The sequence below is a fragment of the Rhodococcus aerolatus genome (assembly GCF_054783215.1).
The window spans coordinates 86,961-100,256 of record NZ_BAAGQZ010000009.1; the positions used below are offsets into that span (position 1 = coordinate 86,961).

The following is a 13,296-nucleotide window of genomic DNA, read 5'->3' on the forward strand; positions in this document are numbered from 1 at the left end:
AACAACCACTCCCCCGGAGGTCCCCGTGTTCGCTCCCGCCCCGTACACCGAGTCCGAGGTCCTCGTCGGCTTCCTCGCCCAGCAGCTCGACGGGCTGCGCGCCGCCGCCCACGGGCTGACCGACGAGCAGGCCCGCGCGACGCCCTGCCGCAGTGCGCTGTCGGTCGGCGGGCTGCTCAAGCACGCCACCTACGTCATGACGGGCAGGCAGCGCGACCGGCTCAGCGAGCCGCTCGACGCGGCCGGCGCCGCGGTGTTCGCGGCCAGCTTCGTCCTCGGCCCGGACGAGACCCTCGAGGGCACCCTCGCCGCGTTCGACGCCGCGCGCGAGACCTACCTGGCCGACGTGCGGACCACCGACCCGGGCGCGCCGATGACGGAGCCGCCGGCGCCGTGGGACGGCCTGCCGGACCCGACCCCGTCGGTGCAGCGGTTCGCGCTGGTGCACCACGTGGAGGAGCTGGCGCGCCACGCCGGGCACGCCGACATCATCCGCGAGCAGATCGACGGGGCGGGTGCGCTGCCGCTGCTCATGGCCGTGGAGGGGCGGCCGGGCAACCGGTTCGTGCAGCCGTGGTCGCCCGCGACGTGAGCGGGGGTCGCCCGCGACGTGAGCGGGGTCAGCCCCGGCGGTCGGCCCAGCCGTCGGGCAGGTCGCCGGGTGCGGTGTCGATGACCGTCTCGTCGTCGGTGCCGACGTGCTCGAACAGGGTGATCTCGGCGAACTCCGGGATCACCTCGACCGGGTAGGTCGGCCCCGCGTCGCGGAGCGCGCGCATCTCGTCGAGGTGGTCGTTCTGAAAGCAGACGGTGGCGCTGCCGTCCTGGGTGATCCAGGCGGGGAAGAAGATCGTGCCGTGCACCCGGCGCAGCTCCGGCAGCACGTTGACCACCACGCAGGTGCCGGTGGGCTCCACCCAGCACACCTTGTAGCTGCCCGGGGAGATCTCGACGAGGTCGACGGCCTGGTCCTTCACCCAGCGCCCGCCGACCTTCCCGGAGTGGATGCGGTAGTCGATGGTGGCGTCGTCCTTGACGTACATCTCGTACTGCCAGCCGGTGTCGTAGGTGTAGACGAACCGGTGGCCCACGATGCCGCTGAGGTCCTGCTGGTCGTTGCTCATGCGAACAGTCTGCGGCGGTGGGGGGTGACCTGCAGCCCGGGTGGGACGCGCGGCGGGCTCTGTACAGGACGTACATCTTGTACATGAACCCTGAGACGACACCCCCGACCTCCGGGCGGTCGGTCCGCCGCCGGGCGGGCCGCTCACGGTGCCGACCTACCGACCGGTAACAGGTGTGGGAAAGTGGGTCCATCACCCGCGGCACCGCCGCCGCAGCGGCGAGCAGAGACGAGGCCCCGATGCAGCTCCACCTGTCCCCCGAGGACGAGAAGTTCCGCGACGAGATGCGGACGTTCTTCACCACCCAGGTGCCGCAGGAGATCCGCGACACCGTCGCCGCGCGCCGCCACCCGTCCAAGGAGCAGGTCGTCGAGACCCAGCGGATCCTCAACGCCGCCGGGCTCGCCGTGCCGCACTGGCCGCAGGAGTGGGGCGGCCGCGGCTGGACCCCGCTGCAGCGCCACATCTGGCACGAGGAGATGCTGCTGGCCTGCGTGCCGCCGCCGCTGGCGTTCAACGCCACCATGGTCGGGCCCGTCATCGCCGCCTTCGGGTCGCAGGAGCAGAAGGAGCGCTTCCTGCCCGCCACCGCGAACCTCGACATCTGGTGGTGCCAGGGCTTCTCCGAGCCCGAGGCCGGTTCCGACCTCGCCTCGCTCAAGACCACCGCCGTCCGCGACGGGGACGACTGGATCGTCAACGGGCAGAAGACGTGGACCACCCTCGGCCAGCACGCCGACTGGATCTTCTGCCTCGTCCGCACCGACCCGGGCGCGGAGAAGCGGCAGCGCGGGATCTCCTTCCTGCTCTTCCCGATGGACAGCCCCGGGGTGACCCTGCGCCCGATCGAGCTCATCGACGGTGGCCACGAGGTCAACGAGGTCTTCTTCGACGACGTCCGCGTGCCCGGTGAGAACCTCGTCGGCGAGGAGAACAAGGGCTGGGACTACGCCAAGTTCCTGCTCGGCAACGAGCGCGTCGGCGTCGCCCCCATCGGGTCGACGAAGCGGCTCATCGCCCAGGCCAAGGAGCACGCCGGCGAGGTCAGCGTGGGGGGCGTCAAGCTCATCGACGACCCGCGCATGGCCGCCCGGGTCGCCGACCTGGAGAACGACCTGCTCGCCCTCGAGCTGACCGCGCTGCGCGTCGTGGCCAACTCCGCCGACGGCAAGCCCCACCCCGCGTCGTCGGTGCTCAAGCTGCGCGGCACCGAGCTGCAGCAGGCGGCGACCGAGCTGCTGGTGGACGTGGCCGGCCCGCTCGCGCTGGCCTCCGGGGCGACTGACAACGACTCGGACGTCCCCGAGTGGGCGCGTGTCGCCACCCCGCAGTACCTGAACTTCCGGAAGGCCTCGATCTACGGCGGGTCCAACGAGGTGCAGCACCAGATCATCGCCGGCTCCATCCTCGGACTCTGAGCTCCACGGACAGCAAGGGACCCACGCAGACATGGACTTCGAGTTCGACACCGAGCAGTCCGCCCTGAGCGACGCCGTCGGCGCGCTGCTGGGCAAGGCCTACGACGCGGAGAAGCGCCGGGCCACCACCAAGGCCGAGCCGGGCTTCGACGAGGGCGTGTGGACCCAGCTCGCCGAGATGGGCGTGCTGGGCCTGCCCTTCGCCGAGGAGGACGGCGGGATGGGCGCCGGGCAGGTCGAGGTCGCCATCGTGGCCACCGAGATGGGCAAGGTGCTCGCCCCCGAGCCGTTCGTCGAGTCGGTCGTCCTCGCCGGCGGTCTCGTCGCCGACGTCGGCACGGCCGAGCAGCGCCAGCGGGTGCTCGGGGCGCTGGCCGAGGGGACCTCGGTGCTCGCCCTGGCCCACGCCGAGCCCACCGACCGCTGGTCGACCGCGGCGCACTCCGTCACCGCGGAGCGCTCCGGTGACGGCTGGGCGCTGACCGGGGTGAAGGAGCCCGTGGCCCACGGGGCGCGGGCGGACCTGCTCGTCGTCAGCGCCGTCGTCGAGGGCACCACCCGGCTGTTCCTGGTGACGGGCGACGCCACCGGGCTGACCCGCACCGGCTACCGCACCCACGACGGCGGCCGGGCCGCCAAGGTCGAGCTGGCCGGCACCCCCGCCGAGCTGCTGGGCGAGGGCGACGCCGACCGCAGCGACGACCTGGAGCGGGCCCTGGCCCGCGGCCGGATCGCCTACTGCCACGAGGCCGTCGGTGCCATGAACACCGCGCTGTTCACCACCAGCGACTACCTGAAGAACCGCAAGCAGTTCGGCGTGACGCTGAGCAAGTTTCAGAACCTCACCTTCCGCGCCGCCGACATGTACGTCGAGGTCGAGCTGGCCCGCAGCACCGCGCTGTGGGCGACGATGGTGCTCGACGCGGGCGGTGACGTGGTCGCGGCCGCGGACCGTGCCCGGCTGCAGGTCTCCAAGGCCAGCCGCCACGTCGGCAAGGAGGCCATCCAGCTGCACGGCGGCATCGGGGTCACCGCGGAGTACTCGATCGGCCACTACACCAGCCACCTCACGGCGCTGGACCACCAGCTGGGCGACGGCGACTGGGCGCTGGGCCGCCTCGCCGGGCGCGTGCGCTCGTACGAGACCGTCGAGGCCCTGCCGGGCTGATGCTGACCGGGACCGACCGCGAGCACCTGCGCCGGTGCGTCGCGCTCGCCGCCGAGGCCCTGGCGGCCGGGGACGAGCCCTTCGGCTCGCTGCTGGTCGCGGGGGACGGCGTGGTCCTGGCCGAGGACCGCAACCGCGTGGGCGGCGGCGACCACACCCGCCACCCCGAGATCGAGCTGGCGAGGTGGGCGGCCCGGCACCTGGACCCGGACGAGCGGGCCGCGGCCACGGTCTACACCTCCGGGGAGCACTGCCCCATGTGCGCGGCCGCGCACGGCTGGGTGGGCCTCGGTCGCATCGTCGTGGCCAGCACCAGCGCGCAGCTGACGGGCTGGCTGGCCGAGCTCGGGGTCGCACCGGGTGCGGTGCGGCCGCTGCCGGTGGTCGAGGTGGTGCCCGGCCAGGTGGTCGACGGCCCCGACCCGGAGCTCGCCGAGCAGGTCCACGCCCTGCACCGCACCCTGCACACCCGCTGACCCGCACCCCCAGGGACCGCGCCGGGCGCACCTTCCGGTAGCGCCGCACTCCCAGGACCGCGCCGGGCGCACTTTCCGGTGTGGACGCACCCCCAGGGACCGCGACGGGCGCACTGTCCGGTGTCGGCGCGCCCCCCAGAGCGCGCCGGGCGCACTGTCCGGTGTGGGCGCGCCTCCGGGACAGCGCCGGGCGCACTTCCCGGTGCTGCTGCGGCCCCCGGCGGGGCCTAGCGTCGGAGGCATGACGAGCACCCCGCAGCACCCGGTCGACTCCGGCTTCGGCCACGACTCCACCGCCTCCGACGTCCTCGAGGGCATCGACCTCACCGGCCGGCTGGCCGTCGTCACGGGCGGCTACTCCGGCATCGGCCTCGAGACCACCCGTGCCCTGGTGGCCGCCGGCGCGCACGTCGTCGTCCCCGCCCGCCGGCCCGACGCCGCCCGCGAGGCCCTCGCCGGACTGGAGCGCACCGCGGTCGACGAGCTGGACCTCGGCGACCAGGACAGCATCCGCGCCTTCGCCGAGCGGTTCCTGGCCTCCGACCGCGCGATCGACCTGCTCATCGGCAACGCCGGCATCATGGCCTGCCCGGAGACCCGCGTCGGCCCGGGCTGGGAGGCGCAGATCGGCACCAACCACCTCGGCCACTACGCCCTGGCCAACCGGCTCTGGCCCGCGCTCGTCCGCGACGGTGGCGCCCGGGTGGTGTCGCTGTCCTCCGCAGGGCACCACCGCGGCGGCATGCGGTGGGACGACGTGATGTGGACCGACGGCGAGTACGACAAGTGGGCCGCCTACGGCCAGGCCAAGACGGCCAACGCGCTGTTCGCGGTCGCGCTGGACGCCCTCGGGCAGTCCCAGGGGGTGCGGGCGTTCTCGGTGCACCCCGGCGGCATCCTCACCCCGCTGCAGCGCCACCTGCCCAAGCAGGAGATGGTCGACCTCGGCTGGATCGACGAGCAGGGCAACGAGATCGGCCAGGGCTTCAAGACCCCCGAGCAAGGTGCCGCCACGACGTGCTGGGCCGCCACCTCACCCCGGCTCGAGGGCGAGGGCGGGGTGTACTGCGAGGACTGCGACGTCGCCGTGGACTCCGAGGGCCGCTTCCGCGTCGGGGTGGCCGACTGGGCCACCGACCCCGAGCAGGCCGCCCGGCTGTGGGCGCTGTCGGCCGAGCTGACCGGGCTCGACGCCGTCTCCCGCTAGCCCGCGGGTACTAGAAGACCCCCGGGGCCGCGGCTCCGGGGGTCTTCTCGTGCAGGGGGTCAGACGCGGGCGGCCCGCCCGAACGACCAGACCATGACCCACACCGCGCCGACGGTCAGCACCATCGCACCCGGGATGTGGTACTCGAGCAGGTCGCGCTCCCCGGTGAGCGGCTGGATGAAGGTGAGGACGAACAGCACCCCGGCCAGGACCGTCGGCCAGACCGGCCCGGAGGTCTTGCGCCAGTGCCAGCCCGCGGCGGCCAGGGCCAGGAAGCTGACGACGTGCAGCACGAGCGCGCCGGCCTCGTGGGCCTCGAGCAGCCCATCGCCGGGGAACATCGTCCCCGCGGTGACGAACTGCCAGAACACGTTCAGGGTGGTGAGCGTCGTGAAGACCTGCAGCAGGCGCAGCGAGGTGGTGTGCGTCGACGCGGGCCGGGTGTCGGTGGCGGTCATGACCTCACTGTCGCAGGACCGGCGCTGACCAGCACCTCGACGCGGGCTGCGGGCTGAGACGGCTCTCAGCCGCTGCGGCCGCGGTCGCGCAGCACGAACTTCTGGATCTTGCCCGTCGACGTCTTGGGCAGCTCCCCGAACACCACGCGCTTCGGGGCCTTGAAGCGGGCCAGGCGCTCCCGCACGTGCTCGACGATCTCCGCCTCGGTCGCGCTCGCCCCCGCGTGCAGCGTCACGTACGCCACCGGCACCTCGCCCCAGCGCTCGTCGGGCTCCCCCACCACCGCGACCTCGAGCACGCTCGCGTGGTCGGCGATGGCCTGCTCCACCTCGACGCTGGCGATGTTCTCCCCGCCGGAGATGATGACGTCCTTGGTGCGGTCGCGGAGCTCGACGTAGCCGTCCGGGTGGCGCACCCCGACGTCCCCGGTGCGGAACCAGCCGTCGGGCGCGGCGGCCCGGGTGGCCTCGTCGTCCTTGAGGTAACCGAGCATGAGGTTGTTGCCGCGCAACGCGATCTGCCCGGTCGTGGTGCCGTCGGCCGGCACGTCCGCGCCGTCGTCGTCGATCACCCGCACCCGGCAGGCGATCATGTTGCCGACGCCCTGCCGGGCCTGCAGCCGGGCCCGGGCCTCCCCGTCCAGGCCGTCCCACTCGGGGCGCCAGTCGCACAGCATCGCGGGCCCGTAAGTCTCGGTGAGCCCGTAGAGGTGGGTCACCTCGAAGCCGAGCTCGCCCATGCGCCGCAGGATGGCCGGGCTCGGGGGCGCTCCCCCGGTGGCCACCCGGACGGTCGGGCCGTCGACGACGCCCTGGCCCGCGTCGTCGGCGTAGCCGATCATCGACAGGACCGTCGGCGCCCCGCACAGGTGGGTGACGCCCTCGGTGCGCACCAGCCGCCAGATCTCGGCCGCGTCGACCTTGGGCAGGCACACGTGGGTGCCTGCCGCGGCGGTGACCGCCCACGGGAAGGTCCAGCCGTTGCAGTGGAACATCGGCAGCGTCCACAGGTAGACGCTCGACGGGGTGAGCCCGACGTGGCCGACCATGGCCAGCGCCTGCAGGTAGGCGCCGCGGTGGTGGTACATCACGCCCTTGGGCCTGCCGGTGGTCCCCGAGGTGTAGTTGACCGACAGCAGGGCCCGCTCGTCGTCCGGGGTCAGCGCCAGCTCCTCGGCCCCGTCGAGCAGCTCCTCGTACTCCGGCCCGGTGCGCACCCGCCGCGGCGGGTGCTCGAGGCGGCCGCACGCGTCGGCCACCACGTCGTCGAACGCGGTGTCGTGCACCAGGACAGCAGCCTCGGAGTGCTCCAGGATGTAGGCGACCTCGGCCGCGGCGAGCCGGGTGTTGACCGCGACGAGCGGCACCCCCGCCCACGGCACGCCGAAGCTGGCCTCGAGCAGCACGTGGGTGTTCGGCGCCATCACCGCGACCGGGGAGCCCGCCGCGAGCGGGGCCAGCGCGCCCGCCAGCCGGCGGCAGCGCTGCCGCAGCTCGGCGTAGGTCCAGCGCTGCTCGCCGTCGACCACCGCGACCCGCTCGCCGTGCGCCTCCGCCGCCCGGTCCAGGTAGGCGGTGGGGGTGAGCGGCTCGAACGACAGGCCCGCCACCGGGTCGGTCGGGGTCGGCAGCGCCATCAGGGCGCGGTGTAGCTGGGGCAGACGCGCTGCTGGGCGAAGATCGCCAGCCCGGCGGCGTCGGACACCGAGGGCAGCGGCTCGTCGGCCGTGGGCTGGGTGAAGGCGCGGGTGGCGGCGTCGGCGCCGGTGGCGCGGGGGACGTTGCCCGTCGGGATCTCCGCCGTGCTCAGCGGCGGCATGGCCAGCGTGGCGCACGTGTCGGCGAAGGACTGCACCACCTGGGTGTCGCTGCGCCCGTTCGACAGCGCCGCGTACTGGGTGCGGAAGTCGCGGACGAGGTTCGCGACCTGGTCCGACGTCAGGTCCAGGCCCGGCACCGGGGCAGCGCTGACCGACGTCGACGGCGGCTGGGTCAGCGTCTGGTCGGGGGTCCCACCGCACGCCGCGAGCGCGAGCAGCACCGCGGGACCGAGCACGAGCAGGGCGGGACGAGCGGGCACGGGGACTCCTGGCGGGGGCACGGCGGTGTGCTGACCGACACAGTCAAGCCGACGACCCCGCCGCAGGCGAGCGCGGCGGGGCCCTCGGTCGGTCGTGTCGGGGGCTCAGCCCCGCGCGCGGGCGTCGGCCCGCAGCGCGGACTCCGCCATCACGGCCTCCTCGGCGACGGTGGGGACCTCGGTGACGGCCTCCTCGTCCGCGGCCCGCCCGGCGCTGTGCGGCGCGGTCTCCTCGCGGTCGGCGGCGTCGAGCGCGCCGTGGACGGTGGACAGGACGACGGCGCCGGAGAGCACGACGACGGTGGCGATGAGGTAGGGCACGTGGGCGTTGAGGTGCTCGGCGAGCTGGCCGGCCGCCAGCGGGGCCAGGCCGCCGCCGATGAACCGGACGAAGCCGTAGGTGGCCGAGGCGACGGGCCGCGGCACCGGGGCGATGGACATGACCGCGGTGGTGACCAGCGTGTTGTTCACCCCGACGAACACCCCGGAGACGATGACCGCGACGATGACCACGGCCGGGCTGCCCGCCCACACCCCGATCACCGCGAGGACGGCGGAGATGCCGACGAGGTTGGCGTACAGGGTGCGCGGGGTGCCGAGGTGGGCCTTGAGCCAGGGGGCGAGGAACACCGAGCACAGGGCGACGAGCAGGCCCCAGCCGAAGAAGACGAAGCCGAGCTGGATGGCCTCGAGCTTCATGAGGAACGGGGCGTAGCCGAGGATGGTGAAGAAGCCCCAGTTGTAGAGCAGCCCGGTGACGCTGGTGGTGGCCAGCGCCCGGTGCCGCAGCGCCCGGATCGGCTCGCTGATCGACTCCTTGCGGGCGGGCTTCGGGGTGGCGGGGACGAAGAGGACCGAGGCCACCAGGGCGATGGCCATGAGGACGGCGACGCCGAAGAACGGGCCGCGGAAGCTGATGTTGCCCAGCAGCCCGCCGACGAGCGGGCCGGTCGCGATGCCCACCCCCAGCGCGGTCTCGTAGAGGATGATCGCCCCGGCGAACCCGCCGCTGGCCGAGCCGACGATGACGGCCAGGGAGGTGGCGATGAACAGCGCGTTGCCCAGCCCCCACCCGGCGCGGAACCCGACGATGCCGTCGATGCTGCCGGCGGACCCGGCGAGCGCGGAGAACACGACGATGACGGCGAGCCCCAGCACGAGGGTCTGCTTGGCCCCCAGCCGGCTGGACACCCACCCGGTGACCAGCATGGCGACCGCGGTGACCACGAGGTAGCTGGTGAACAGCAGGGTCACCTGGCTGGGCGAGGCGTCCAGCTTGTCGGAGATGGCCGGGAGGATCGGGTCCACCAGGCCGATGCCCATGAAGGAGATGACGCAGGCGAACGCCACCGCCCACACCGCGCGCGGCTGGCGGAAGGGGCTCGGGGCGGCCTGCGCCCCCGTGGGGGCCGGGGCGGCGGTGCTCATGCGGTGTCTCCAGACGTCAGTCGGGTCAGCGCGGGGATCGCGGCGGCCAGCGCGCGACGGTCCTCGTCGGTCAGGTGGGTGAGGCGGCGGCGCAGGTCGTCCGCGCGGGCCAGCCGGACGCCGGCGAGGCAAGCGCGTCCGGCGTCGGTGATCGACACGACGGCGACGCGCCCGTCGGACGGGTCGGCGGCGCGGGTGACCAGGCCCTCGTCGACCAGGCGGGTGACCAGCGAGGTCATCCCGGGCTGGGTGAGCCGCTCCCGGGCGGCGAGCTCGGACACGCGGTGCGGGCCGAGGACGTCCAGGGCGTCGAGCGCGGACAGCGAGCTCGTCGGCAGGTCCGAGACCGGGGCGGTGCGCCGCCACCAGCTGTGGAAGCGGGTCAGCCCCTCGGCGGGGTCCTGCGTCGTCGTCCTCACATCCATCATTACATCACCGGGTTATGTACCTCGGCAAACCATCTGTCCGGGGTGTGACGCACGAGTCGGCTGCGCCACCCCGGGGTGGGGTGGCGCGGCCGTGGGTGGGGCGGTGCGGGCGGTCAGCCGGCGGGCGGGGCGAAGAACTCCAGCGCGGTGCCGTCGGGGTCGCGGAAGCTCAGCCCGCTGCCGTAGTGGGCGTCGACCACCCCGCCGTGGCTGATGCCGAGCTCGTCGAGGCGGGCGGCCCACGCCTCGAGCTCGCCGCGGTCGGAGCAGGCGAAGGCCAGGTGGTCCAGGCCCGCGGAGTGCTCGTCGAACGTGGAGCCCGCCGGGGTGGAGGGGTGGGAGTGGATGCCGAAGAGCTGGTCGCCGGGCAGCGCCCACACGGTGTGGTGGTACCCGCCGGTGGTCTCGTCCTCGTCCAGGACCGGGTCGGAGCCCAGCAGCGCGGTGTACCACCGGGTGCTGGCCTCGAGGTCGGTCACGGTGACGGCGGCGTGGCTGAGCGGGGGGAACGAGGGCACGGGGGCCTCCAGGTCTCGGGGTGGCGGCGCGGGCGGGCCGACGGGGTCGGCGCGGCGCCGGTACCCCTCGTGTCTAGCAGCGCGGGTGACGCCGGTCACCTGCCCGGCCGGGCAGGTGGGCCCGACTACCGTCTGTGCCGTGACCGCGCCGCTGGACCCCATCGCCGAGGCGCGCCGGCAGTGGGTCGCCCACGGCTGGGGCGAGGTCGCCGACGGGATGGCGGCGGTGACCTCCCTGATGCGGGCCCAGCAGATCGTGCTGGCCCGGGTCGACGAGGTGCTGCGGCCGTTCGGGCTGACCTTCGCCCGCTACGAGCTGCTGGTGCTGCTGCTGTTCACCCGCCGCGGGGCCATGCCGATGACACGGGCCAGCCGCCGGCTGCAGGTGCACCCCACGAGCGTGACCAACGCTGTCGACCGGCTGCAGGCGGCCGGCCTGGTGCGCCGCGACCCCGACCCCGCCGACGGCCGCGGCAAGCTCGTGGCCATCACCGACGCCGGCCGGGCCACGGCCACCGCGGCGACCGACGCGCTCAACGCCGCGGTGTTCGCCGCCCCGGGCCTCGACGACGACGGCGTGGCCACGCTGGTGGCGACACTGACCCAGCTGCGCCGGGCCGCGGGCGACTTCTGACCCCTGCTGCCCCAGCGCCTACCGTCCCAGCGCCTGCTGCCCCAGCGCCGCGCGGACGGGCCCGAGCAGGGTCTCCGGCGCGGTGAGCAGCGACGGGCCGTACCAGGTGAGGCTGCGGCCCTCGACCAGGGCGCAGGGCGTGCCGGGGAACGCGTCCGGCCCGTCCTCGGCCGTGAACAGGTAGGGCTCGTCGGGCAGCAGCACCACGTCGGGACGGGTGGCCAGCAGCTGGGCGGGGGTGAGCGCCGGGTAGCGATCGGCGTGCCCGGCCAGGGTGTTGCGCAGGCCCAGCCGCGCGCAGAGGTCGCCGGTGAAGGTGCGCGCACCCACCGCCATCCACGGGTCGCGCCACACGGGGACGACGACGTCCGCGGACACCCGCGGCGGGTCGGCCCACGTGGCCCCGGCCTGCGCCAGCCACGCCGGCTCGTCGAGGGCGAGGACGTCGACCAGCAGCCGACGCATCGAGGCCAGGGCCTGCTCGACCGACTCGATCACCGTGACCCACACCGGGATCCCGGCCTCGCGCAGGCGCCGCACGTCGAGCTCGCGGCTCTCCTCCTGGTTGGCGACGACGAGGTCGGGCCGCAGGTCGGCGATCGCGCGGCGGTCGGGGTTCTTGGTCCCCCGCACCCGGGGCACGTCGAGGTCGGCGGGGTGGGTGCACCAGTCGGTGGCGCCGACGAGACGCTCGGGGCAGCTGGTGGCCAGCGCCTCGGTCAACGACGGCACCAGGCACACCACGCGGGCGACCTCGTCGGCCAGCTCGACCGGGGTGCCGCGGTCGTCGTCGAGGGTGCGGGTCACGGCCGCGACCGTACGGGCAGCCGGTGCAGGACGACGTCGGTGAGCGCCCCGTCGTCCGCCGTCGCGGTGAGGTAGGTGCAGTGGGGCTGGCGGCGCCGGTCGGTGGGCGAGCCGGGGTTGAGCAGCCGCATCCCCCCGGGAGTGGTGCTGTCCCAGGGGATGTGGCTGTGGCCGAACACGAGCACGTCCGTCCCCGGGTGGGCGGTGTCCATCCTGGTCTCGCGGCCCGCCCGGCCCCCCGTCTCGTGGACCACGGAGAACCGCAGCCCGCCGAGCTCGACGCGGGCCACCTCGGGCAGCCTCGCCCGCAGCTCGGCACCGTCGTTGTTGCCGTGCACCCCGACCAGCCGGCGGGCACGCGACTCGAGGGCGTCCAACGACTCCTCCGACACCCAGTCCCCCGCGTGCAGCACCACGTCGGACCGGTCCACCTGCTCCCACACCTCGGCGGGCAGGTCTCGCGCCCGCCGCGGCAGGTGGGTGTCGGCCAGGATCAGCAGGTCCATGATGCGAGTGTGCCCCGCGCCCCCCGCCCGGCCTCACCGCTGCCGCAGCGCCACGGGGTCGGGGCCACCCGGCTGCGGGTGACGCCCGGGCCGTGGCGCACGGTGGCGGACTTCCTGCTCGCACGGTTCCCGGACGACGCGGTGCGGCTGCGCGCGGTGCTCGCGGCGGGCGGGGTGGTCGACGGCGACGGGAGGGTGCTGACGGCGACGACCCCGGCCCGCGTGGGGTCCACGGTGCACCTGCACCGCGACCCGCCCGACGAGGTGCCCGTGCCGTTCGCGGTGGACGTATTGCACCGCGACGACGACCTGCTGGTGGTGGACAAGCCGCACTTCCTCGCCACCACCCCGCGCGGGGCGCACGTGCGCCAGACCGTGCTCGCGCGGCTGCGCCACGAGCTCGACCTGCCCGAGCTGAGCCCCGCGCACCGCCTCGACCGGCTCACCGCGGGGGTGCTGGTGCTGACGGTGCACCGGGCGGCGCGGCGGCCCTACCAGGAGCTCTTCGCCGCCCGCGGGGTCGAGAAGGTCTACGAGGCGGTGGCGCCGGTGGACCCGGCGCTGGCCCTCCCCCGCACGGTGCGCAGCCGGGTCGTGAAGACCCCCGGGGTGCTGGCTGCCCGGGAGGTCCCGGGGGAGCCGAACGCCGAGACGGAGGTGGAGCTGCTCGGCTCGGCCGCCGGGCTGGGCCGCTACCGGCTGCGCCCGCGCACCGGCCGCACCCACCAGCTCCGCGTGCACCTGGCCTCGCTGGGGCTGCCGATCTGCGGTGACCCGCTGCTGCCGGTGGTGCTGCCCGACGCCCCGGGCGACTTCTCCACCCCGCTGCAGCTGCTGGCCCGGTCGGTGGCGTTCGACGACCCGGTCACCGGGGAGCCGCGTCGGTTCACGAGCCGCCGCGCGCTGTCGCGGTGGGCCGAGGCGGGCGGGTAGGCGCCCTCCCTCGGGCCCAAGTGGTCAGGCCAATTTGCCACCGAGCCACCTGGCAGGTGATGATCGTCACGTGTCCCGGCCCACACCGGACACGTCCTGCGACGTCCGGAG

General features: G+C 74.4%; 16 protein-coding genes. 7 read left to right on the forward strand and 9 right to left on the reverse strand.

Features of this window, described 5'->3' with window-relative positions:
* The first annotated feature begins 25 nt into the window (after positions 1 to 25).
* Complete coding sequence (locus ACYVOF_RS05055; protein WP_460864434.1) at positions 26 to 592, forward strand: DinB family protein; 567 nt, start codon at positions 26 to 28, stop codon at positions 590 to 592.
* Positions 593 to 620: 28 nt separating this feature from the next.
* Here ACYVOF_RS05055 and ACYVOF_RS05060 read toward each other — a convergent pair whose 3' ends face one another.
* Complete coding sequence (locus tag ACYVOF_RS05060) at positions 621 to 1,124, reverse strand: phenolic acid decarboxylase (RefSeq protein WP_460864435.1); 504 nt, start codon at positions 1,122 to 1,124, stop codon at positions 621 to 623.
* Positions 1,125 to 1,363: 239 nt separating this feature from the next.
* Between ACYVOF_RS05060 and ACYVOF_RS05065 the strand changes: the two genes are divergently transcribed.
* From ACYVOF_RS05065 to ACYVOF_RS05080, 4 genes are all read left to right on the forward strand, one after another.
* Positions 1,364 to 2,542, forward strand: coding sequence for an acyl-CoA dehydrogenase family protein (locus ACYVOF_RS05065; protein ID WP_460864436.1), 1,179 nt, complete (start codon positions 1,364 to 1,366; stop codon positions 2,540 to 2,542).
* A 31-nt stretch (positions 2,543 to 2,573) separates the two neighbouring features.
* The gene (locus ACYVOF_RS05070; protein ID WP_460864437.1) at positions 2,574 to 3,710 is read left to right on the forward strand and encodes an acyl-CoA dehydrogenase family protein; all 1,137 of its coding nucleotides are present in this window, start codon (positions 2,574 to 2,576) and stop codon (positions 3,708 to 3,710) included.
* Positions 3,710 to 4,186 (forward strand): nucleoside deaminase, encoded by a 477-nt coding sequence (locus tag ACYVOF_RS05075; protein ID WP_460864438.1) that lies wholly within the window; start codon positions 3,710 to 3,712, stop codon positions 4,184 to 4,186. Before ACYVOF_RS05070 ends, ACYVOF_RS05075 begins: the two co-directional genes overlap by 1 nt.
* A gap of 241 nt (positions 4,187 to 4,427) precedes the next feature.
* On the forward strand, positions 4,428 to 5,393 hold the full coding sequence (locus tag ACYVOF_RS05080) for an SDR family NAD(P)-dependent oxidoreductase (protein WP_460864439.1): 966 nt from the start codon (positions 4,428 to 4,430) through the stop codon (positions 5,391 to 5,393).
* Between the two features lie 59 nt (positions 5,394 to 5,452).
* Here the strand turns inward: ACYVOF_RS05080 and ACYVOF_RS05085 are convergent, their stop codons facing one another.
* The 6 genes from ACYVOF_RS05085 to ACYVOF_RS05110 form a co-directional block, all read right to left on the reverse strand.
* Positions 5,453 to 5,851, reverse strand: a complete 399-nt coding sequence (locus tag ACYVOF_RS05085; protein WP_460864440.1) for a hypothetical protein — start codon at positions 5,849 to 5,851, stop codon at positions 5,453 to 5,455.
* A 65-nt stretch (positions 5,852 to 5,916) separates the two neighbouring features.
* Positions 5,917 to 7,488, reverse strand: a complete 1,572-nt coding sequence (locus tag ACYVOF_RS05090) for an AMP-binding protein (RefSeq protein WP_460864441.1) — start codon at positions 7,486 to 7,488, stop codon at positions 5,917 to 5,919.
* Positions 7,488 to 7,931 carry a hypothetical protein gene (locus ACYVOF_RS05095; protein ID WP_460864442.1) on the reverse strand — a complete coding sequence of 148 codons (444 nt, stop codon included), beginning with the start codon at positions 7,929 to 7,931 and terminating at the stop codon, positions 7,488 to 7,490. The genes ACYVOF_RS05090 and ACYVOF_RS05095 overlap by 1 nt, the downstream gene beginning before the upstream one ends.
* 105 nt (positions 7,932 to 8,036) lie before the next feature.
* Positions 8,037 to 9,359 carry an MFS transporter gene (locus ACYVOF_RS05100; protein WP_460864443.1) on the reverse strand — a complete coding sequence of 441 codons (1,323 nt, stop codon included), beginning with the start codon at positions 9,357 to 9,359 and terminating at the stop codon, positions 8,037 to 8,039.
* Complete coding sequence (locus ACYVOF_RS05105; protein WP_460864444.1) at positions 9,356 to 9,778, reverse strand: MarR family winged helix-turn-helix transcriptional regulator; 423 nt, start codon at positions 9,776 to 9,778, stop codon at positions 9,356 to 9,358. The genes ACYVOF_RS05100 and ACYVOF_RS05105 overlap by 4 nt, the downstream gene beginning before the upstream one ends.
* 122 nt (positions 9,779 to 9,900) lie before the next feature.
* Positions 9,901 to 10,305, reverse strand: a complete 405-nt coding sequence (locus ACYVOF_RS05110) for a VOC family protein (protein ID WP_460864445.1) — start codon at positions 10,303 to 10,305, stop codon at positions 9,901 to 9,903.
* Positions 10,306 to 10,444: 139 nt separating this feature from the next.
* Here ACYVOF_RS05110 and ACYVOF_RS05115 point away from each other — a divergent pair, with 139 nt between their 5' ends.
* The gene (locus ACYVOF_RS05115) at positions 10,445 to 10,939 is read left to right on the forward strand and encodes a MarR family winged helix-turn-helix transcriptional regulator (RefSeq protein ID WP_460864446.1); all 495 of its coding nucleotides are present in this window, start codon (positions 10,445 to 10,447) and stop codon (positions 10,937 to 10,939) included.
* Positions 10,940 to 10,957: 18 nt separating this feature from the next.
* Here the strand turns inward: ACYVOF_RS05115 and ACYVOF_RS05120 are convergent, their stop codons facing one another.
* Together ACYVOF_RS05120 and ACYVOF_RS05125 are read right to left on the reverse strand one after the other, a co-directional pair.
* Positions 10,958 to 11,746 carry a helical backbone metal receptor gene (locus tag ACYVOF_RS05120; RefSeq protein ID WP_460864447.1) on the reverse strand — a complete coding sequence of 263 codons (789 nt, stop codon included), beginning with the start codon at positions 11,744 to 11,746 and terminating at the stop codon, positions 10,958 to 10,960.
* Positions 11,743 to 12,252, reverse strand: a complete 510-nt coding sequence (locus ACYVOF_RS05125; RefSeq protein WP_460864448.1) for a metallophosphoesterase family protein — start codon at positions 12,250 to 12,252, stop codon at positions 11,743 to 11,745. The genes ACYVOF_RS05120 and ACYVOF_RS05125 overlap by 4 nt, the downstream gene beginning before the upstream one ends.
* Positions 12,253 to 12,261: 9 nt before the next feature.
* Between ACYVOF_RS05125 and ACYVOF_RS05130 the strand changes: the two genes are divergently transcribed.
* A complete protein-coding gene (locus tag ACYVOF_RS05130) occupies positions 12,262 to 13,185 on the forward strand; it encodes a pseudouridine synthase (RefSeq protein ID WP_460864449.1) in 924 nt (307 codons plus the stop codon).
* The last annotated feature ends 111 nt before the right edge of the window (positions 13,186 to 13,296 follow it).